This is a genomic window from Streptomyces sp. NPDC018045, assembly GCF_044327445.1.
In the GTDB taxonomy this organism is placed as follows: domain Bacteria; phylum Actinomycetota; class Actinomycetes; order Streptomycetales; family Streptomycetaceae; genus Streptomyces.
In genome coordinates this window covers 21,240-40,037 of the sequence record NZ_JBIRFL010000034.1, presented here as the reverse complement: position 1 = coordinate 40,037, position 18,798 = coordinate 21,240, and the positions used below count along the sequence as shown (strand labels likewise).

At 70.2% G+C, this 18,798-nt stretch carries 15 protein-coding genes and 1 pseudogene; 14 read left to right on the top strand and 2 right to left on the bottom strand.

All coding sequences use genetic code 11. The annotated features are described in order from the left end of the window. Positions 1-76: 76 nt before the first annotated feature. The 3 genes and pseudogenes from ACH4EB_RS35265 to ACH4EB_RS35255 all read left to right on the top strand — a co-directional run. Positions 77-433 (top strand): annotated as a pseudogene (locus ACH4EB_RS35265) (type 1 glutamine amidotransferase domain-containing protein); the annotation flags it as partial. A 46-nt stretch (positions 434-479) separates the two neighbouring features. Beyond that, a complete protein-coding gene (locus ACH4EB_RS35260) occupies positions 480-785 on the top strand; it encodes a hypothetical protein (RefSeq protein ID WP_398352444.1) in 306 nt (101 codons plus the stop codon). A gap of 270 nt (positions 786-1,055) precedes the next feature. Next, on the top strand, positions 1,056-3,632 hold the full coding sequence (locus ACH4EB_RS35255; RefSeq protein ID WP_398352430.1) for a BTAD domain-containing putative transcriptional regulator: 2,577 nt from the start codon (positions 1,056-1,058) through the stop codon (positions 3,630-3,632). Positions 3,633-3,800: 168 nt separating this feature from the next. On the opposite strand, the gene ACH4EB_RS35250 is transcribed toward ACH4EB_RS35255, so the two are convergent. Next, a complete protein-coding gene (locus ACH4EB_RS35250) occupies positions 3,801-5,138 on the bottom strand; it encodes an MFS transporter (protein WP_398352429.1) in 1,338 nt (445 codons plus the stop codon). A gap of 260 nt (positions 5,139-5,398) precedes the next feature. On the opposite strand from ACH4EB_RS35250, the gene ACH4EB_RS35245 reads away from it, so the two are divergent. The 3 genes from ACH4EB_RS35245 to ACH4EB_RS35235 all read left to right on the top strand — a co-directional run bounded on the left by ACH4EB_RS35245 (position 5,399) and on the right by ACH4EB_RS35235 (position 8,417). Beyond that, positions 5,399-5,821 carry a DUF6027 family protein gene (locus ACH4EB_RS35245; RefSeq protein ID WP_398352428.1) on the top strand — a complete coding sequence of 141 codons (423 nt, stop codon included), beginning with the start codon at positions 5,399-5,401 and terminating at the stop codon, positions 5,819-5,821. A 158-nt stretch (positions 5,822-5,979) separates the two neighbouring features. Further along, positions 5,980-6,996: a dimethylarginine dimethylaminohydrolase family protein gene (locus ACH4EB_RS35240; protein WP_398352427.1), complete on the top strand. Its 1,017-nt coding sequence runs from the start codon at positions 5,980-5,982 to the stop codon at positions 6,994-6,996. Then, entirely contained in the window at positions 6,993-8,417 is a 1,425-nt protein-coding gene (locus ACH4EB_RS35235; protein WP_398352425.1) for an FAD/NAD(P)-binding protein, read from the top strand. The genes ACH4EB_RS35240 and ACH4EB_RS35235 overlap by 4 nt, the downstream gene beginning before the upstream one ends. Here the strand turns inward: ACH4EB_RS35235 and ACH4EB_RS35230 are convergent. Then, positions 8,387-9,559, bottom strand: coding sequence for a sulfatase (locus tag ACH4EB_RS35230; RefSeq protein ID WP_398352424.1), 1,173 nt, complete (start codon positions 9,557-9,559; stop codon positions 8,387-8,389). The genes ACH4EB_RS35235 and ACH4EB_RS35230 overlap by 31 nt on opposite strands. 291 nt (positions 9,560-9,850) lie before the next feature. Here ACH4EB_RS35230 and ACH4EB_RS35225 point away from each other — a divergent pair, with 291 nt between their 5' ends. The 8 genes from ACH4EB_RS35225 (at position 9,851) to ACH4EB_RS35190 (ending at position 18,788) form a co-directional block, all read left to right on the top strand. After that, entirely contained in the window at positions 9,851-10,705 is an 855-nt protein-coding gene (locus tag ACH4EB_RS35225) for a streptomycin biosynthesis protein (RefSeq protein WP_398352422.1), read from the top strand. Positions 10,706-10,736: 31 nt separating this feature from the next. After that, positions 10,737-12,413 (top strand): B12-binding domain-containing radical SAM protein, encoded by a 1,677-nt coding sequence (locus tag ACH4EB_RS35220; RefSeq protein WP_398352420.1) that lies wholly within the window; start codon positions 10,737-10,739, stop codon positions 12,411-12,413. Next, entirely contained in the window at positions 12,410-13,489 is a 1,080-nt protein-coding gene (locus tag ACH4EB_RS35215) for a sulfotransferase family protein (RefSeq protein WP_398352418.1), read from the top strand. The genes ACH4EB_RS35220 and ACH4EB_RS35215 overlap by 4 nt, the downstream gene beginning before the upstream one ends. An 80-nt stretch (positions 13,490-13,569) precedes the next feature. Next, positions 13,570-14,364 (top strand): class I SAM-dependent methyltransferase, encoded by a 795-nt coding sequence (locus tag ACH4EB_RS35210; RefSeq protein ID WP_398352417.1) that lies wholly within the window; start codon positions 13,570-13,572, stop codon positions 14,362-14,364. Further along, positions 14,348-14,821 carry a ferritin family protein gene (locus ACH4EB_RS35205; RefSeq protein ID WP_398352416.1) on the top strand — a complete coding sequence of 158 codons (474 nt, stop codon included), beginning with the start codon at positions 14,348-14,350 and terminating at the stop codon, positions 14,819-14,821. Before ACH4EB_RS35210 ends, ACH4EB_RS35205 begins: the two co-directional genes overlap by 17 nt. After that, entirely contained in the window at positions 14,811-16,781 is a 1,971-nt protein-coding gene (locus ACH4EB_RS35200) for a methyltransferase domain-containing protein (RefSeq protein ID WP_398352415.1), read from the top strand. The genes ACH4EB_RS35205 and ACH4EB_RS35200 overlap by 11 nt, the downstream gene beginning before the upstream one ends. A 7-nt stretch (positions 16,782-16,788) precedes the next feature. Continuing rightward, positions 16,789-18,135, top strand: a complete 1,347-nt coding sequence (locus ACH4EB_RS35195; protein ID WP_398352414.1) for a sulfotransferase — start codon at positions 16,789-16,791, stop codon at positions 18,133-18,135. After that, positions 18,126-18,788: an adenine phosphoribosyltransferase gene (locus ACH4EB_RS35190; protein WP_398352413.1), complete on the top strand. Its 663-nt coding sequence runs from the start codon at positions 18,126-18,128 to the stop codon at positions 18,786-18,788. The genes ACH4EB_RS35195 and ACH4EB_RS35190 overlap by 10 nt, the downstream gene beginning before the upstream one ends. Positions 18,789-18,798 lie beyond the last annotated feature (10 nt).

The window sequence follows — 18,798 nt, the reverse complement described above, 5'->3', positions numbered from 1 at the left end:
TGAGCGCCGGCTCCGTCCGATCCGGTGGTCCCGGTCCTGAAGCGATCGGCCGACAGCGAGAAGCGAGGAAGAACTCATGGGCCGGATTCTGATCGTCATGTCCGCAGCCGATGTCTGGGAGCGCACCGACGGATCCCGGTACCCGACGGGTTACTGGGCCGAGGACCTGGCCGCCCCGCACGAGGCGTTCGTCCGCGCCGGACACACCGTCGACTTCGCTTCCCCCGGCGGCGTGCTCCAGCCGCTGGACCAGCACAGCGCCGACCCCGAGAGCGCCGGTGCGGACTGCGCCCGCCATGTGGCCCACGCCCAGAAGGCACTCAGCGACTTCGGGCGGCTGCTGAAGCTGAACGAGGTCTGCGTCGATGCCTACGACGCTGTCGTGCTGCCCGGAGGCCATGGCCCCGTCGTCGACCTCTTCCAGGACGGCGACCTCGTTCGGCTCCTGGTCGACGCCGACCGGACGGGGAAGATCATCGGTGCCGTCTGCCGCCGGGGAACTCGGCCCGGCCGCTCTGCTGAGCGCCGTCGACGAACAGGGTACGTGGGTCTTCGCCGGCCGCAGGATGGCCGCTTTCACCGACGAGGAGGAGGTGATGTTCGGCACCGGCGACAACGCTCCGTGGCTCCTGGCCGGCCGGCTGCGCGAGAAGGGCGCCCGGCACGAGCAGGGTGCCCCCTACCAGGCATTCACCGTTCAGGACGCCAACCTCTTCACCGGCCAGAACCCAGCCTCCAGCGCCCCCGTGGCCGACGCCATCAACGCCACTCCGGCAGCAGACTGACAACGGTCCCGGTCGCCGCCCCCGCAGGCGGCGGCCGGACGAGCACCCCACCTCCACTCACGGTACCGGGCCGTGCACGGGTCTCCTTCCCGGTCTCGGCCGTGCGTGTTCCGGTGGGAGAGGGCGAGCCGCGCCCGGCGGATGCGGGCGCGGCTGGATCCGGTCGGTTTGGATCTCCTGTTCTGGTCGGGCAAACACTTGCGCATTACCTTTAACTTTTCTTGGTGACGATGTGCTCCCCCCTCCGGTACCGACACCACAGGACGGGTCATGGCGGATGACTTGCGGTTCCATGTTCTCGGGCCCCTCCGTGCCTACCGGGGCGGTGTGGGGGTGCCGGTGGGGCCGCCCCAGCAACAAGCGGTTCTGGTGGGGCTCCTGCTGAGTGGTGGGAAGGCCGTGCCGATGAGTCGGCTGGTCGAAGCGGTGTGGGGTTTTCAGCCACCGAAACGGGCCGTGACGACGATCCGTACCTATGTCTGGCGGCTGCGGAAGCTTCTGGAGCCGCAGGGGGCGGTGAAGCCGTGTGTGCTGCAGTCGGCCGGGGACGGCTACCGGCTGGCCATGGCCTCTGCCGCGCTGGACGCCGGAAGTGCCCAGTCCCTGATGAAGCGGGCTGTCGAACAGCGCAGGGCGGGCCGCATACAGGAGGCCGGGCGGCTGCTGTCGGCGTCCCTGGACCTGTGGCGAGGGGAGCCGCTGAGCGGTGTACCGGGCCCGTACGCCGCGCGGCAGCGGGCGCGGCTGGACGAGTTGCGGATCGCCACGCTGGAAGAGCACTACGACGTGGCGCTGGAATCCGGGCGCGACCGGCTCGTCGTACCGGAGCTGACCGATCTGGTGGGTGCCTATCCGTTGAACGAGCGGTTTCGATGTCTGCTCATGCGGGCGTTGTACGGTGTGGGGCGCCAGACCGAGGCCCTGGACATCTACCAGGACATGAGAAGACTCCTGTTGGAAGAGCAGGGGATCGATCCCGGCCCCGAGCTGACCGCGCTGCACCAGCGCATCCTCAGCGGTGTTCCCCCCACGGAGCTGCTGCACGGTGCCCCGGAGGAAAGGCAGGGCCGCCGGGCAGACCTCATGGTCCCTGTCGGGGCGAAGGAAATCCGTGTGCCGCCGCCCGATCAACTCCCCCTCCCGGACACGGGGTTCGTCGGCCGGAAGGCCGAGGTGTCCCGCCTGTGTGCGGCGCTGACGGACCCGGCGCGGGCCGCGCCGGCCGTCGTGGGGATCTCGGGGGTGGCGGGCGTGGGCAAGACCGCACTGGCCTTGCAGGTGGCCCATCAGGTGAAGTACGCCTTTCCGGACGGCCAGTTGTTCGCCGATCTCCGGGGTGCCGCCGAGGTGCCCGCCGACCCGTCCGGTGTCCTGGCGGGCTTCCTGCGGGCCATGGGGGTGCCACAACAGCACGTACCCGAGCGCCGGCACGAACGCTGCGACCTCTTCCGTTCGCTGCTGGACGAACGGCGGGTCCTGCTGGTGCTGGACAACGCGTGCGACGCGGACCAGCTCCGGGACCTGATGCCCGGGAGCGCCCGGTGTGGCGTCATCATCAGCGCGCGGCCGAGCCTGCTGCCCGGCCTTCCCTTGTCGGCCCGGGTGTGCCTGGACAGGCTCAGCCCTGACGAGGCCGTCGCTCTGCTGGAGAAGAGGCTGGGGCCCGGCCGGACAGCCACGGAACTGGTGGCCGCGCGGCGGCTGGCCGAGGCGTGCGACCGGCTCCCCCTTCCCCTGCGCGTCGCGGCCGGGCGGCTCGCCGCCCACCCCGAGTGGAGCATCAAGGTACTGGTGGCTTCGCTGACCCGGGACCGTGGCCGCACGGCCGGCACCTCCGCGCTCGCCGCGCCGGTCGGTCACGGCCACCGGCACCCGATGCCCGATCAGGTCGCGGCGCTGGGCCGGCTGACGGCCACGGGCGTCCCGGACTTCACCGTGCGCAGCGCCGCGGCCGTGCTGACGGTGGACGAACCAACGGCGGAGCGCGTCCTGGAGGCTCTCAGGGAAGGCTCGCTCCTGGGATCGTCCGGGCCCGGACGGTATCGGGTACGGTACGTGGCCCGCTCCGTCGCCCACGCGCGGTTCGGTCAGCACGACCGCGCCGAGACGGACCACGCCCTGCGGGGGTTGCTGGAACACCTGCTGGCCACCGCGTGCAACGCGTTCGCACGGGCAGTGCCCGGCGACCCCGTGCAGGACGCCTTTCCGGTGGGCGCCACCGCGGGTCTGTCCTTTCCCGACTTTCGTCAGGCGCGGGAGTGGGTCCGTAGTGAGGTGCCGACGATATCCGGTGCGGCTCTGCAGGCGGCGCGCCGCCCTGCGGGGGCGGAGGAGGATCTGTTGCCGCGTGCGGTGGATCTGCTCATCGCCGTGAATCCGTTCGCCGGGGCGGTCGGTGACGAGCGTTTGAAGGCCGCGGTGCCGCCATTGGTGCGCGCGGCCGCGAAACGGAACGAGCCGCGCACGCTGGGGCGGGCCCAGTTCCTGTATGCGGTCACCGCGTTCCAGACGGGGTGGCTGGGTGAGGCGCAGAAGTACGCGGGTTTGGCGGTCAGCTCCGCTCGGCAGGGGCAGGATCTGTTCATCGCGCGGCAGGCGCTGCACGGACTCGGCATGGTCGCACGCGCCCAGCGGCGTTTTGACGAGGCCGTGACGCATTACGAGAAAGCCGCGGCCATGGCCAAGAGGCTGGGGCACCTTTCGGGGGAGGCGACGTCCGCCATCAACGCGGCGCTGTGCCGGGCCTTGGCCGGGTGGGAAGACGATGTACCGCCTGCCGGAGGCCGGGCTCCGGAGCGATGGCAAGCCGTGGACAATTTTCCCGGGCACGCCTGCGGGTTGTGCTGATGGGCGAGGCGTAACAGGAGGGGGCGTACGTCCCGTCCGGTCGGGCGGCCGGTGCCGTCAAGGCTGCCCTTTCGCCGGAAGCGCGGGTGAGCCGGGAGAACGGAAAGGGTCCGTGGACGGGCCGTCGTTTCCGGGACGCCGCCGCACAACGCGGGCTGGATTCTGCCGTCATGTCGAGGGCCTTCGGCCCCGTATCCCGGGTCCGGTCCCCGGCCGAGAACCGGCAACCGCGATGGATGCGAGAGCCAAACAGCCGAGCATGATGAGTATGCCGGGAAAGGTGACCTGCTCCGATCCGGCGAGGGCCGTGGCCACGAGCGGGCTGAAGCTGGCGATCGTCGCGCCGGCCTGGTAGGTCACTGCCATTGCCGAATAGCGTTGCTGGACGGGAAACATCTCGACCAGGAAGGCGGCGAAAGCGCCGTACACCGCGGCATGGCCGGCGCCCATGGCCAGGACGAAGGTCATGATGACCAGCCACGGCTCTCCCGAAGCCAGCCAGTGGGGCGCCGGAACCGCCAGGAGGGCGCAGACGGCGTATCCGGACAGAATGACCGGGCGACGGCCCCACCGGTCGGACAGGGCCCCGCACAACGGCAGCATCAGAGCCTCGGCCAGCGCGCCGGCCGCGAGGCCCAGCAGCAAGACCGAGCGGGTGGTGTGCTGCTGCCCGGCGGAGGCCGCGGTGAAGAGCTGGACCGTGAAGGTGCTGACGATCACGGCGAGGCCGAGTGCGGCCGAGGCGCCGCGCAACACCTTGCCGGGAGTGTGCCGCAGCACCTCGCGGACCGGCAGGGCCGACACGGCCGCCGTCCGCTTCGCCCGCACGTACTCCGGGGACTCCGCCACCTTCCGCCGTACGACCACGCCCAGTACCACCAGGACGATCGAGGCGAGGAAGGGCAGACGCCAGCCCCAGGCATGGAGCTGACGCTCCGGCATCGCGAGGACCAGCTCGATCACGGCGGTGCTGCCCAGCAGCCCCAGCGGGAACCCGGCCGCGGGGAAGGCGGTCCACAGGCCTCTGCGCCCCGGCGGGGCGTACTCCGCGCTCATGAGTACGGCTCCTCCCCACTCGCCGCCGATGCCGATGCCTTGCAGGATTCGCAGGGTGACCAGCATCGCGGGTGCGAGGATTCCGGCCTGCTCGTAGGTCGGCAGCACACCGACCAGGAAGGTGGCGAGGCCCATGACGAGGAGAGTCAGCGCGAGCATGTTCTTGCGGCCGACCCGGTCTCCGAAGTGCCCGATGATCACGCCGCCCAGTGGCCGGGCCACGAATCCGGCGGCATAGGTCGCGAACGTGGCCAGCATGGTCGCCGTCGTGGAACTGCCGGGGAAGAACAAGGGCCCGATGATCAGCACGGAGGCCGTTGAGTACAGATAGAAGTCGTACCATTCGATGGCGCTTCCGATGGTGCTCGCCAGGAGAACCTGCCTGGTCGTGGAGCCGCTTCTTCTGGCGACTACGGACTTCGGCGCTGCGGTGGCCGGCGAAGCATTCAAGGGGACTCCTTCCGGGAATGCGATGGCGTGGGTGCGATCGATGGCCGGAAAGCCAGGGCGGGGAGAAACCCGGGGCAGAGAGGATCCCGGGGTCGGCTGGTGAGCCTGCCCGCTCATTCGGACCGTGGGGCTGGCGCGGCGTGTGTCACCGGTTTTACTCCGGTTTCCTGCCGACTGTCCAGAGAGCCCGGGGCGCCCTTGCCGACGGTCGGCCGGGCGTGGCTTAATCCTGGAAATGCCCACGAACTCCGGAGAGTTGCGTGAACGCTGATCCAGAAACGCCTGACGTCTGGACCCTGGACGACGGTTCGGAAGCCATATGTCTGCGCCGCTGGAAAGGCGCCTGGGACCCGGACGACCGGCATGCGAACTTCAAGTCGGACGTGGTCGCCTACGGGTTGCTCGACCCTTTGGTGACCGTGCGCGGCATGTCCCGCAACCTGGACATTCCCGTCGGTGCCATAGCGAGGTACGTACTGGCCAAATGGGCCACGGGAGGAAGCGGCGGCCTACTGGAGATCGGGCCGGTGATGGTGCCCCGACTGTGGGAGCCGATCGCGGCGGCGGAAGAGAAGGACGACGATGCCGCGCGACTCCGGGCGTACCATCAACTCCGCCAGATGATTTCGTGGTTGAAGGTCCCGCTGGACGATCCCACGGTTTATCCGCCGCAACGCGACTGAGGCAGCGGCTCCGGATCAATTCGGGCTGCCGCGCCGTTCGGCGGTACGGAACCGGCAGTACGGAACCGGCAGTACGGAATCGAAAGCTGTAGGTCCGGAGGAGCCCGGGCGCCGGGACCCCTCGCGTTTTCCGGGCCGCCGAAGGTGGGAGGGGCCGAGTGGAACGGACCGGTCGATACGGTGGCACGCTCGCGCCGTGCCACGCCGCGCCGAGCGACCTGGGCGGTGACGGCTGGGTGCCGCGCACCGCCGCGCATCACGAGGAAGTGGCGGCGGGAACGGTGTGGCGCCGGTGCGGTTACCGCTCGGAGGTGGCCCCGCTGCGGGAGGTGGTGCTCGCCCGTCCGCCGGACAGCCTGGAGGGGGCCGGTGACGCCCCCCGCGGCCACCTGATGTCCGCCAGGGTCGACCTGGGCCGGATACGGGAGCAGGCGGACGCGGTGGCCGAGGCGTACCTCCGGCACGGAGTGACCGTCCACATCGTCCGGCCCCCGGCGGACGCGGGACCCAACGTGATCTTCATGAGGGACCTCTTTCTCGCGACGCCCCAGGGCGTGGTGCTCGGCCGCCCCGCGTCCGCGCAGCGGGCGGGCGAGGAGCGGTTCGCGGCCGCCGCCCTGGCCGCCCTCGGCGTCCCCCTGCTCAGAGCCCCGGCCGGCACGGCCACCTTCGAGGGCGCGGACGCCCTGTGGCTGGGGGCTGACACGGTCGTGGTGGGCTGCGGCTTCCGCACCAACCCGGAGGGCGCGGCGGTCGTCGGCGAGGAACTGCGCCGCCAAGGAGTCGAGACCGCTGTCGTACCGCTCGGGCCCGGGGTGCAGCACCTCCTCGGGTCCCTGGTCTTCGTGGACCGCCTGCGGGTGCTGCTGCGCACGGCCGCGGCCACCGCGGAGTTGCGCGCCCTGCTGCACGAGCACGGATACGAGGTGATCGAACTGCCCGCGGAGGACGAGGTGGTGAGGAGGCGGGCCATGAACCTGGTCACGCTCGCGCCGGGGGTCGTGCTGATGCCCGCCGGCTGTCCGGACACCCGGCGGCGCCTGGAGGCGGCCGGCCTGCACGTGGACACCGTGGAGGTCGGGGAGTACGTGAAGGCCGCGGGGGCGCTCGGCTGTCTCACCGGCGTGCTGCTGCGGGACGACGCCGGCGCGCCGGCCGCCGGGAGGAAGCCGTGAACCACGACGCGGTCACGGTGGCCGTCATCGGGGGAGGGGCCAGCGGCATCCTGGCCTGCGTCCACCTGCTGGAGGCGAGCGCGGCGTCGCGCCGTCCGGTGCGGATCTCGCTGATCGAGCCGTCCGAAGAACTGGGCCGGGGCACGGCCTACGCGTCCAGTGACCCCCGGCACCTGATGAACACGCCGGTGGAGCGTTCCGCCGCCCGGGCCCACGATCCCGGACACCTCGTCGCCTGGCTGCGGCGCCGGGACCCGGACGCGTCCCCCGGCCACTACCTGCCGCGTGGTACGTACGGCGCCTACCTGGCCGACACGCTGCGCGAGACCCGGGAGCGCACGGCGGCGACCGGGCAGCTCTGCCATGTGCGACGCCGGGCGCGCAGGGTGCTCGCCGGCCTCCCGCGACCGGTGGTGGCGCTGTCCGACGGCCGGTGCACGGCGGCGGACCGGGTCGTGTTCGCCATGGGGAACACGGCGACCTGGTGCGATCCGTTCGCCTCGGCGCAGGTGGGGCCGCGGTATGTGCGCTCGCCTTGGCACAGCGGCGTTCCGGCGGTGGCGGACCACTCCTCGGTGTTGCTGCTGGGCAACGGACTGACCGCGGTGGACATCGGGCTCAGCCTGCTCGGCGGCTCGGTGGGCGTACGGGTCGACGCCGTGTCCCGGCACGGACTGCTGCCCAGGCCCCACGGCGCCGGATGCTCACACGGCGGACACCCGAACGTCGTGGGCGCGCTGCTGGCGGACGACCGGCTCACCCTGGCGCGGCTCGTGGGCACGGTCCGCTCCGAGATGCGCAGCAGCCCGGAATGCTGGCGCGAGATCATCGACGCGCTGCGCCCCTGCGCCGGCGAGTTGTGGGGCCGGCTCGACGCCGACGACCAGCGGGACTTCCTGGGCCGCTTCGGTACGTACTGGGATGTCCACCGCCATCGGCTGCCGCCCGACACCGCCCGGCGACTCGGACGCGCGCTGGGCTCAGGCCGCCTGAAAACCCGCAAAGGACGAGCGGCCTATTTGCGCGCCTGCCCGCGCGGGGTCATCGCCGGGCTCGACATCGGTGCCGGGGCAGTGCCCGCGCGCTACGACTGGGTGATCAACTGCACCGGCTTCGGACGGGACATCACCGGCTCGACCGACCCGCTGCTGACCTGGTTGCTGCGGGACGGGCTGGCCGTCCCCGACTCCCTGCGGCTGGGCCTGGCCACGGACCGCCACGGGCGGCTGCTCGACCGCGCGGGACGGCCCCACCCGGCCCTGCTGACCATCGGCCCGCTGCGGCGGGGCTCGCAATGGGAGACCACCGCCATCGCGGAGATCCGCGCCCAGGCCGCTCAGCTCGCGGACGACATCCTGCGCGTACCCTCACCCGACCCGGCGGTCCTCCTTCACCAGGGCGGGCGCGCCCCGTCGTCCTGACCGGAGGACAGGGTCCGGCCGTGCAGCTCGTGCGGGTCGGCGGCCAGATCGTACTGTTCGACCCGGTCGCCGCCGATGTGCCAGATGACCTTCTGACGGCTGTCGCCCTCGCACAGACGGACCGACGCCAGCGGCAGCAGATCGGGGTAGCGGCCGTCCGACCGCCGCTCCTCCGGGTGGTACGTCTCGGAGTAGGCGGGCCGGGCCGCGGGCGTCTGCTCGCCGAAGAACTCGGTGAGTGAGCGGCCGTCGGGGCCGTCCTTGTACGGGTCCTGGCCCAGCAGCTCCAGGACGGTGGGAGCGATGTCCACCAGCCGGACCTGCTGGGTGATCTCGCGGCCCCGGGGCACCCTCGGCCCGCCGACGATGAGCGGGACGTGCTGCGTCGTGTCGAACAGCAGACATCCGTGGCCCTCCTCGTAGGCGTGGCCGAGGTCGCCGGAGTGGTCGTTGGGGTACCAGCCGGCCAGGTCTTCCCCGTGGTCGGAGAAGCACACGACCAGCAGGTCGTCGAGCGGGTGCCCGGCCTGCTCCAGCCGCCGGAACAGCAGGTGCAGATAGTGATCGCTGTACGCCACCTCGCCCTCGTAGGGATTGGCGGCCCGCGGGCAGAAGTCCTCCGGGGGCTCGTACGGCCAGTGGGCGTCGAAGAAGTGCGCGAACAGGAAGAAGGGGCCCTCCTGGCGCTCCACCCAGGCCGCGGCGCGATCCGCCACCAACGGGGCGCGCTTGAGCGCCAGGCCGCGCAGCTTGACGTCGTTGACGGTGAGGGGGTCGCTGCCGTCGGGCAGTCGTGGGATCTCGTCGTCGTAGTGGTCGAATCCGCGGTCCATGCCGTACCACCGGTTGAGCCCCGGGCAGGACACCACCGCGCCGGTGGCATACCCCGCTGCCTGCAGCCGTTCCGCCAACGTCGTCGTGTCGGGCCGTAGTTGCTCGCGCAGCAAGTGGCGGATGCCGTGCCGGACCGGCTGCAGACCGGTGAACACACTGGCATGGCTGATGGGCGTCAGGGGAGCGGACGAGATGGCCTGCCGGAACGTCGTACCCCGGCGGCGCAGCGATTCGATTCCGGGCATCTTCCCGGAATAGGCGACGTCCGCCCGAACGGTGTCGAGGGAAATGAGCACGAGACTCGTCACGTGGTGCGTCCTTCCGCTTGCCGCGTAGATCCGCTGTTGATCGGCTATTGACTGAACGTGCATAGACTGGTGGGCGGCCTTGGAGGAGTACTTCTGAGGAGGTCGCTGTTGCAAGATCTTGGGAAAGTGCGTGAAGCCGGGCCGACCGAAGTCTCCTTGCACCTGGTGTCATTGAGGGAACTGCGCAGCTCGACTGATTCTCCCCGTTCCGGAGGGCTCAACCGTGAGCACGTGGAACTTCTGCTCGCCTCCGGAGCGAGTCTTCCCCCCATTCTCGTCCACCGTCCCACCATGCGTGTTCTGGATGGTATGCACCGGTTGCAAGTAGCGGTCCAGCGTGGCGACCGGACCATCCGCTGCAGGTTCTTCGACGGCTCGGAGGCGGATGCCTTCGTGCTGGCGGTGGAGAGCAATGTGCGGCACGGACTGCCCCTGTCGCTGGAGGAACGCACCGCGGCGGCGACACGGATAGTGCGGTCACACCCCCATCTCTCCGACCGTGCCGTGGCCCGGGTCAGCGGCCTGTCTCCCAAGACCGTGGCGGCCGTCCGACGGCGTTCAAGTGAGGAAATTCCTCACTCGAACACCCGCGTCGGCCATGACGGCAGGGCGCGGCCACTGGACATGTCGGAGTTGCGGAAGACGGCCGCCCAGGTGATGACGGACCACCCTGGCATGCCTTTGCGAGAAGTGGCCACAACGGTCGGGATATCCCTGGGCACGGCACACGATGTGCGTGAACGTCTGCGTTCAGGCCGGGACCCGGTGCCGGTGCGCTATCGTGAGGACTCCGCTCCGGCGAGCAAGCGAAAGAACGCGGCCGGGCGCCCCACGCGGCAGTTGGGGGACCGGAAGCCGGCGGGGAAGACCACCAGCGTGCAGACCATTCAGGATCTGGCGGAGCTGCATCGCACCCTCAAGAAAGACCCTTCGATCCGTTTCACCGAAATGGGTCGGACGCTCTTACGCTTGTTCGACGCGCAGGAGCTGCTCATGGAGGCGGGTGGCCATCTCGTGGACGGTGTTCCGCCACACTGGGCGGAAATGGTGGCCGAACTCGCCGACGGCTGTGCGGATTCCTGGCGTGAATTCGCCGACCAAGTACGCCGCATCGTGGTGTCGGACGATCGGCAGGCCAGCGGATAAGGACACATCACCTGGCAACTAGGGAGTACTCATGGCACAGAAATCTTTGGCGCTGGAGTTGTACTCGAATGCCGACGAGGCCGTCGACGGGCGCTACCTGCGGCAGATGCGTGAGCAGGACAGCGAGCCGGTGCCCACGGATCCCTCCCTCCCGAGCTTCACCCTGGTTGTCGGCCCGTCACCGTTCAGCATGCCGCGGGGCTGGGAGTTCTTCCTGACCTCTCCGTACGAGGGCGCCTCCTACATCTCGACGGTGCTCCACAACGCCGGGTTCCCGGTGCGGATCGTCGACGTGCGGTACGCGCTGAACCCGCTCAAGACCGCTTTTGACCAGATCGTCGGCCAGACCGACGTCCTGGGTGTGTGCACCTTCGAGGACAACTTCCCGTTCTGCCGGGAACTGATGCAGATGGTCCGCGACGCGGAACCGGACGTCCCCATCATCTGCGGCGGATCCCTGGTGACCTCGGTGCCGCATGTGTTCATGGAGAGCACGGCGTGCGACGTCGCCGTGATCAGTGAGGGCGAGATCACGATCCTCGAACTCATGGAGAGCTTCGCCGCCGGCAAGTGGGAGCAGGACCTGCCCACCATCCGTGGCATCTGCTACCGCACCTCCCAGGGGGAGCCCAAGCGCACCCGGGCCCGCGGCCAGATGATGGACCTGGACTCGCTGCCCAGGATGCGGCTGGACCTGTGGCCCCAGTACCACAGCCCCATGGGGATGCAGCCGCAGGTCATCTCCTCGTACAGCCGCGGCTGCAAGATGGACTGCTCCTTCTGCTACCGCACGACGCCCCAGGTCAGGGCCAAGTCGCCGGAGAAGATGGACCGGGACATGGCCTGGCTGAAAGAGCAGTACGGTGTCGACTTCTGCTTCTTCGTCGACCTGACGTTCAGTTCCCACCGTCGGCAGACGATCGAGATCTGCGATGCCATCAAGGACCACGACATACGCTGGACGTGCCTGACCCGGTGCGCCGACATGGACAAGCCGCGTATCACCGCCATGCGGGACTCCGGCTGCGACATCATCCTCTACGGAGTGGAGTCGCTGGGAACGGACGTGCTCAGGGAGGCCCGCAAGGGCAGCAGCGAGAACCTCACCGTGCGGGCGATGCGGACCACCTTCGAGAACGATGTGCGGTTCGGTTCCCTCCTCATCGTCGGTCTCCCGAACGAGAACGAGGAGTCGCTCAACCACATGGTCCAGTTCGCCGAGACGTACAACCATGTGACCCGCGTCAAGTACCTGTCGGCCATGCCCGGAACCACGGTCTACAAGCAAGCCATCGGCTCCGGACTGATCCGCTCCGAGATCGACCACCTCAACTGGCTGTCGATCGAACAGGCCCTGCACGAAGACGAGTTCCTGAACATCAGCGGGCTGTCCGAAGGCGCCTGCCGCGACGCCTACCAGCGCATCTACGATGCCTACCAGCCCGGGCCCGTCATGGACTTCAAGCATTACCCGGAGAACTTCTGGTACTTCCACCCGCAGCCGCACGACGGCCTGGAACGCTCGACGTCCTACGCCGGAACCGGGTGGCGCGAGAAGTGGAGCTCGGCGGCCGGCGCGCTCGCTCCCGGCTCCGGACGCTTCACCCTCGACCAGTGCGCCTCCCCCGAGGTCGCCGCGCTCGGCAGCCGCCTGGTGCCGAGCGGGGCCGAGATGATGCGCCGCGCGGCGGACCTCGGTGGCGCATGAAGGCGACGCCGGGGCCGGAGAGCCCGATCTTCATCATCGGCACCGAACGGTCCGGGTCGAACCTGCTGCGACTGATGCTGGACGCGCATTCCCGCCTCTGCGTCCCGCATCCGCCGCACTTCATGCGCTACCTCGCGACGCCCGCCGGCTCCTACGGCGACCTGACCGTCCGGGCCAATCGCCGGGCGGCCGCCGAGGACGCCGTGGGGCTCCTGCGACGGCACATCCACCCCTGGCAGCACCCGATCGACCCCCAGCGCGTGGTGGAGGAGGCCGCCCCCTCGCTGTTCGGAGTGGTGGCCGCCGTGTACGACCAGTACCGCGAGGCCGAAGGCGCCGCGCGCTGGGGCTGCAAGAGCACCTTCATGGTGGACCACGTGGACGAGGCGCTGGCCCACTTCCCCGAAGCGCGCTTCATCTGGCTGGTCAGGGACCCCTGCGACGTCGGTTCCTCGGCCAAGCGGTCCATCTTCGGCTACAGCCACCCGTACCGCATGGCCCACCTGTGGCGGAGGCAGCAGGAGCAGGCCCGGGCAGCCCTGGCCAGGTGGGGCCCGGAGACGGTACACCTGCTGCACTACGAGGACCTCGTCTCGCGCCCGCGGGAGGAGATCGAACGGCTCTGCTCCTTCCTGGCCGAGGAATTCGAGCCGGCCATGCTGGAACACCACCGTTCGCCGGCCGCACGCCGGACGGCCGGGTGGGCCGAATCATGGCGCAACGCCGGGACGCCGGTCACGACGGAACGGATCGGCGCGCACCAGGCCGGCCTGACCCGGGGCGAGCGCCTGTTGGTGGACAAGGTGACGGGGCCGCTCAAGAGGGATCTCGGCTACCCGGTCGATCCGCAGGCGCACGCCTGCCCCGCCCCCTCCCCGGTGGAGGTGGCCGTGCGGTCGGCGGCGCTGCGGCTGCGAGTGGAGTTCCGGTCGCTCAAGCAGGACCGCAACTACTCCCTGCGGCTCGGCCGAGACGTGTACGTGAGGTGGTTGCGGCTCAGGGCGCACGCCCGGGTGCACCTCCGGCGCCGGCGCCCCATGGCCCCGTCGGTCGCAGCACGGCGCAGTACCGCCTGAAAGCCACCCGGCCGGCCCCGAACGCGGGCGCCGCCCGCGGGTGCCGACGGAACCGGAGAACGCGAAAGGGAGGCTCTTCCTTGCCGATCACGCGAGATGACGTGACCGACCACTTCAGAATGCGTGCCGCCACCTATGACCGGTCCAGTTCCTGGTGCACCGACCGGGAACTGGGCGGGATCGTCCTCGACCTCGGCTCCCCGGCACCCGACGACCGGGTTCTGGACGTCGCCTGCGGTACCGGTCTTGTCTCCCGCCTCTTCTCCGGGCGGGTGGCCGAGGTGGTCGGCTTGGACCTCACCGCGGAGATGGCGGAGCAGGCCGCACCGTTCCTGGACGAACTGGTGGTGGCACCGGCCGAGAAACTGCCCTTCGGCGACGGCGAGTTCGACCTCGTGGTGTGCCGACAGGGCATGCAGTTCATGGACCTCCCCGACGCCGTCGAGGAGATGGTGCGTGTCGTACGTCCCGGCGGCCGCGTCGTCCTGGTGAACCTGTGCGCCTACGGACCGGACGACCGGGACACGTACTTCGAGATCCTCCGGCTGCGCAACCCGGTCCGCCGCCACTTCTTCCTGCCGGAGGAGCCGGCGGAACACCTCCGTGCGGCGGGCTGCGACCCGGTGCGCATCCGCCGCCACATCTCCGCCGAGGACGTGGACGTCTGGTCCGACAACGGCGCCATCGGCGACGACCGCCGGGAGGCGATCCGGGCCGCCTACCGGGGCGCCACCGAGGAATTCAGGTCCCTGCACGCGGTCCGGGAGGCGGATGGCCGGATCGTCGACCACATGCTGTTCGTCGTGGCGGCGGGGACCAAGCCGGCCGTATCGGGCGGCGGAGCCGGTGAGGAGCCACATGACACAGCCAAGTGAGAGTCTGGCGGCCGAACTGCGCGCGGTGTTCGCCGCCGAGGCCACCACCGCGCTGCGCTACGCGTACTTCGCGCAGATAGCCGAAACGGAAGGCCACACCCAGGTCGCGGAGCTGTTCACCGACCTGGCCGACAGCATCACCTGCGCCGCGCACGGCCACCTCGACGTACTGCGCGACGCCCCCCACACCACAGGGTTCCGGGATGTGGGGGACACACCGCTGAACCTGGCCTCGTCCGTGACGGCTGCCCTGGCGCAGTCCGGGGAGGCCTACCCCCGCCTGACCGCCGCCGCACTCGACGAAGGCGGCGCGGACCTGGCCAGTTGGCTCACCACGCTCACGGCGCTGAAGAAGAGGCACACGGCCCGACTCGACGCCGCGCTCCAGGAGATGGCCCGCCAATCGGACGGCCCCGCCGGTGACCCCGCACTCACTGGAGCCCGCCATGAGCGATGATTCGCGGGCGGCCGCGGCCGCCACCTATGACGCATCGGCGATCACGGTGTTCTCCGGGCTGGAGGCGGTACGCCGCAACCCCTCCATGTACATCGGCTCCACCGGCCACGACGGCCTGCACCACCTGGTCCTCGAACTGCTCGACAACGCCGTCGACGAGCACGAGGCGGGCCATGCCCGCGAGCTGTCGGTCACCCTGCACACGGACGGCTCGTGCACGGTGGAGGACGACGGGCGGGGGATCCCGGTGGACCTCCACCCGGACACCGGCCGCCCGGCCTGCGAGGTCGTCCTCACCACCCTCCACGCGGGCGGCAAATTCGGCGGCACGGCCTACAGTCGTTCGGCCGGGCTGCACGGCGTCGGTGTCTCCTGCGTCAACGCCCTGGCCGCATGGCTCCGGGTGGACGTCCGGCGGTACGGGGTGCACCACTGCCAGGAGTACGCCTGCGGCGAACCGCTGATGGAGCTGGCGGCGGTCGGGACGGCGGACACCAGCGGCACCCGCATCTCGTTCCGGCCGGACCCGCAGATCTTCGACACCTGCGCGTTCTCCGAGCGCACCCTGACCGAGCGGCTGCAGGAGATCGCCTTTCTGCACCCCGGACTCACGGTCGCGCTGACCGACCAGCGGACCGGCACCCGGGCCCGGTTCTCGTTCGCGGAGGGGGTACGCGGCTTCCTCGCCCACCTCAACCGGGGGGTCACAGTGGTCCACCCCGAGCCGATCGTGGTCGACGCCGACGGGGACCACAGCGCTCTGGAGCTGGCCTTCCAGTGGACGGAAGGGTACACGGAAGAGATCCGCAGCTTCGTCAACGGAGTCCGCACCGACCAGGGCGGCGCCCACGTCGACGCGGTCCGCTCGGCGCTGGCCCAAGCCATCAACCGCTATGCCTCCGCGCGCGGCATGCTGGACGCGCACCTCGGGGAGCGCATCACCACCGTCGACGTTCTCGAAGGGCTCACCGCCGTCGTCTCCTTGCGCATGGACGACCCGCGATTCGACGGACAGACCAAGAAGCGGCTCCAGAACCCCGAGGTGGGCCAGGTCGTCCAAGAGGCCGTCGACCGCGAGTTCAGCCGCCGGATGGAGAAGGACGAGGAACTGGGACGGCGGATCGTGGCCCGGGTGCTGGATGCCACCCGCGCCCGGCTCGCCGCCCGGCTGGCCGGCCGTACCGCCCGTGTGCAGCGGCGCGAGATCGACATCGACTACAAGGCGTACCAGCGGCAGTTCGGTATCCGGTCCCGCAACTGGCACGAGTCCTGCGCCTGGCTGACCGACGACGACCTGCTCGCCCGGCACGCCGCACTGTGCGAGGTCCCTGCCGACGCCCGGATGCTCGACGTGTGCTGCGGCAGCGGTGTGGTGGGAGCCTCCTTCAAGGACCGCGTCGGGGAGACGGTCGGACTGGACATCACCCCCGAGATGGTCACCCTCGCATCCACCCGGCTCGACCACGTGGACCAGGGCACGGTCTACGACCTGCCCTATCCGGACGACTCCTTCGACCTGGTCGTCACCCGGGAGGTGCTGCACCTGCTCCCGCAGCCCGAGCGCCCGGTTTCGGAGATCTTCCGCGTGCTGCGGCCCGGCGGGCAGTTCATCGTGGGGCAGATCGTCCCGTACGGGGACGAGGACGCCTTCTGGATGTACCGCGTCTTCAAGAAGAAACAACCGCTGCTGCATCAGATGTTCCGCGAGCGGGATTTCCGTTCGCTGCTCCTCGGCGCCGGCTTCCAGGACGTCCGGATGACCGAGTACCTGCTGTGGGAGTCCATCGACCAGTGGATCGACACCCACGAGACCACGCCGGCCCATCGCCGTGAGATCCAGCGCCTGTTCTACGAAGCGCCGCGTGAGGTGCGAGACGCTCACCCGTTCGAGGTGCAGGCCGACGGCTCCATCAACGACCAGTGGCGCTGGTGCGTCTACTCGCTGCGGAAACCGCGGTGATGGCCGGATGACCACGCACCCCGTCGGTGCGCCGCAGGGGCTCGGTACGCTGCACCAACGCCTGGACGCGCTGCGGCCCCTGCGCGGCCCCGCCGTGCCGGACTTCCCCGACAGGGTCGGCGAGGTCGTGGTGCTCGCGTGCAGTTCCCGCGGCGGCTCCAGCATGGTGGCCGAACTGCTGCGGCACTCCGACGCACTGCTGCACTTCCAGGCGGAGACCAACCCTTTTCTCCGCCTGGCCGGACTCGGCCACCCGGAGAGCCGGGCCGGCTCCGACGCGCTGGGTTCCGAGCACGTGGCCGCGCTGGAGCCCTGGGCACGCTCGGTACTGGCCGAGGAGATGGCGCGGGACGCGGGAAGCGCGGCCCGGGAGCGCGACGAGAACCAGCTCTGCGCCGACCTGGCCTGGCGGCTGATCGTGCAGTGGCCGGAACTGCCGCTGGAGCCCCTGGAACTCGTCGGGACGATCCGCCGCGTGTGGCGCGCACACCCGCACCGCCGGCCGGACGTGCCGGGCGAATCCGATGAGATCCGGTGCCTGCTGGGCGTGCTGGAGGAACTCTCCGGGCGGGGCCTGCCGGTCGACCCACGGTATTACGACCTGCCGGAAGAAGCCCTGCGCAGGTATCCCTCCACGGACACCGGTCCAGGGGCGCCGGGGGGCTTCCTCGTGGAGGAGCCGCCGTTCGTCGTGGCACGCCCCTGGCGCCGGGCGGACATCGCCGACCTGCACGACAAGCCCCTGGTCATCAAGACACCGAGCAACGCGTATCGCCTGAATTTCCTGCGGTCGCTCTTCCCCCACGCGCGGTTTCGCATTCTGCATCTGACCCGCAATCCGGCCGCGGCCGTCAACGGCCTCTACGACGGGTGGCGGTATCACGGCTTTCACGCCCACCGGATGGAGAAGCCACTGGACATCGCCGGGTACGTCGAGCAGAACGAGGACAACCGGTGGTGGTGGAAATTCGACCTCCCGCCCGGTTGGGAGGAGTACACCGGGGCGCGACTGGCCGATGTCTGCGCGTTCCAATGGCGCAGTGCCCACGAGGCGGTGCTCGGCCATCTCGGCGACGCTTCGACCGACAGCATGACCATGCGGTTCGAGGACCTGACCACGGACCCGGCCGGCCGGATCGCCGCCTTCGAGAAGCTGAGCGCATGGCTCGGTATCCCGTTGGCAGGTGACTTCCGGCGGGCGGTGCACCACGGCATCCGGCCGGTCGTGGCGACCGCACGTCCGCGCGGGTGGCGCTGGAAGGAGCGTGCGGCGGTGATCGAGCCGGCCATCGACCGGAAAACCGCGGAGGTCGCCGAACGCCTCGGCTACGGGGACAGGTCGCAATGGAGATGAGACCGCCGCCACGGGCCGGCCACGGCGGAATCGACTCCTTTGCGGGCGGCGGCGATCAGGGGCGTCTTCCGGGCGGCGCCCGGGAGTGCCTTCCCGGCGGCGGCCAGGGCGGGGCGTTGCCCCTGGACAAGTGGCTGGCAGGCTATATCCGCGATGTGCGGGACCATCCGTATCCCGGGGTGCTGTTCAAGGACTACGCCGCTTTACTGGCCGAGCCGGCAGCATTCACAGCGCTCGTGGACGCGCTGGCCGACGTGTGCGACCGCCGCGGCGCCACCAGGGTCGTCGGCCTTGAGGCCCGCGGTTTCCTGCTCGGCGCACCGGTGGCCGTACGGTGCGGGCTGGGATTCACGGCCATACGCAAGCGCGGCAAGCTGCCGGGCAAAACCCTCCGCCGGGTGTACGAACTGGAATACGGAACGGACGAATTCGAGCTCCAATGTGATGTCCTGGGACCGAAGGACAGGGTGGTCGTGGTCGACGACGTGCTGGCGACGGGCGGCACCGCGCTGGCGGCCGCGTCCTTGGTCGCCGAGGCGGGGGCCACTGTCGTCGGCGTGGCCTTCATGCTGGAGCTGAGGGCGCTGTCGGGGCGCCGGCGGCTGGCGCGCGACCTCGACGGGGTGTCCGTGGACGCCGTCATCAACGCGTAGGGGACGGAGC

Coding starts and splice junctions, on each gene's coding strand:
- ACH4EB_RS35255 (WP_398352430.1), top strand. CDS start 1,056: ATGGCGGATGACTTGCGGTTCCATGTTCTCGGGCCCCTCCGTGCCTAC.
- ACH4EB_RS35225 (WP_398352422.1), top strand. CDS start 9,851: ATGCGTGTTCTGGATGGTATGCACCGGTTGCAAGTAGCGGTCCAGCGT.
- ACH4EB_RS35220 (WP_398352420.1), top strand. CDS start 10,737: ATGGCACAGAAATCTTTGGCGCTGGAGTTGTACTCGAATGCCGACGAG.
- ACH4EB_RS35215 (WP_398352418.1), top strand. CDS start 12,410: ATGAAGGCGACGCCGGGGCCGGAGAGCCCGATCTTCATCATCGGCACC.
- ACH4EB_RS35205 (WP_398352416.1), top strand. CDS start 14,348: ATGACACAGCCAAGTGAGAGTCTGGCGGCCGAACTGCGCGCGGTGTTC.
- ACH4EB_RS35200 (WP_398352415.1), top strand. CDS start 14,811: ATGAGCGATGATTCGCGGGCGGCCGCGGCCGCCACCTATGACGCATCG.
- ACH4EB_RS35195 (WP_398352414.1), top strand. CDS start 16,789: ATGACCACGCACCCCGTCGGTGCGCCGCAGGGGCTCGGTACGCTGCAC.
- ACH4EB_RS35190 (WP_398352413.1), top strand. CDS start 18,126: ATGGAGATGAGACCGCCGCCACGGGCCGGCCACGGCGGAATCGACTCC.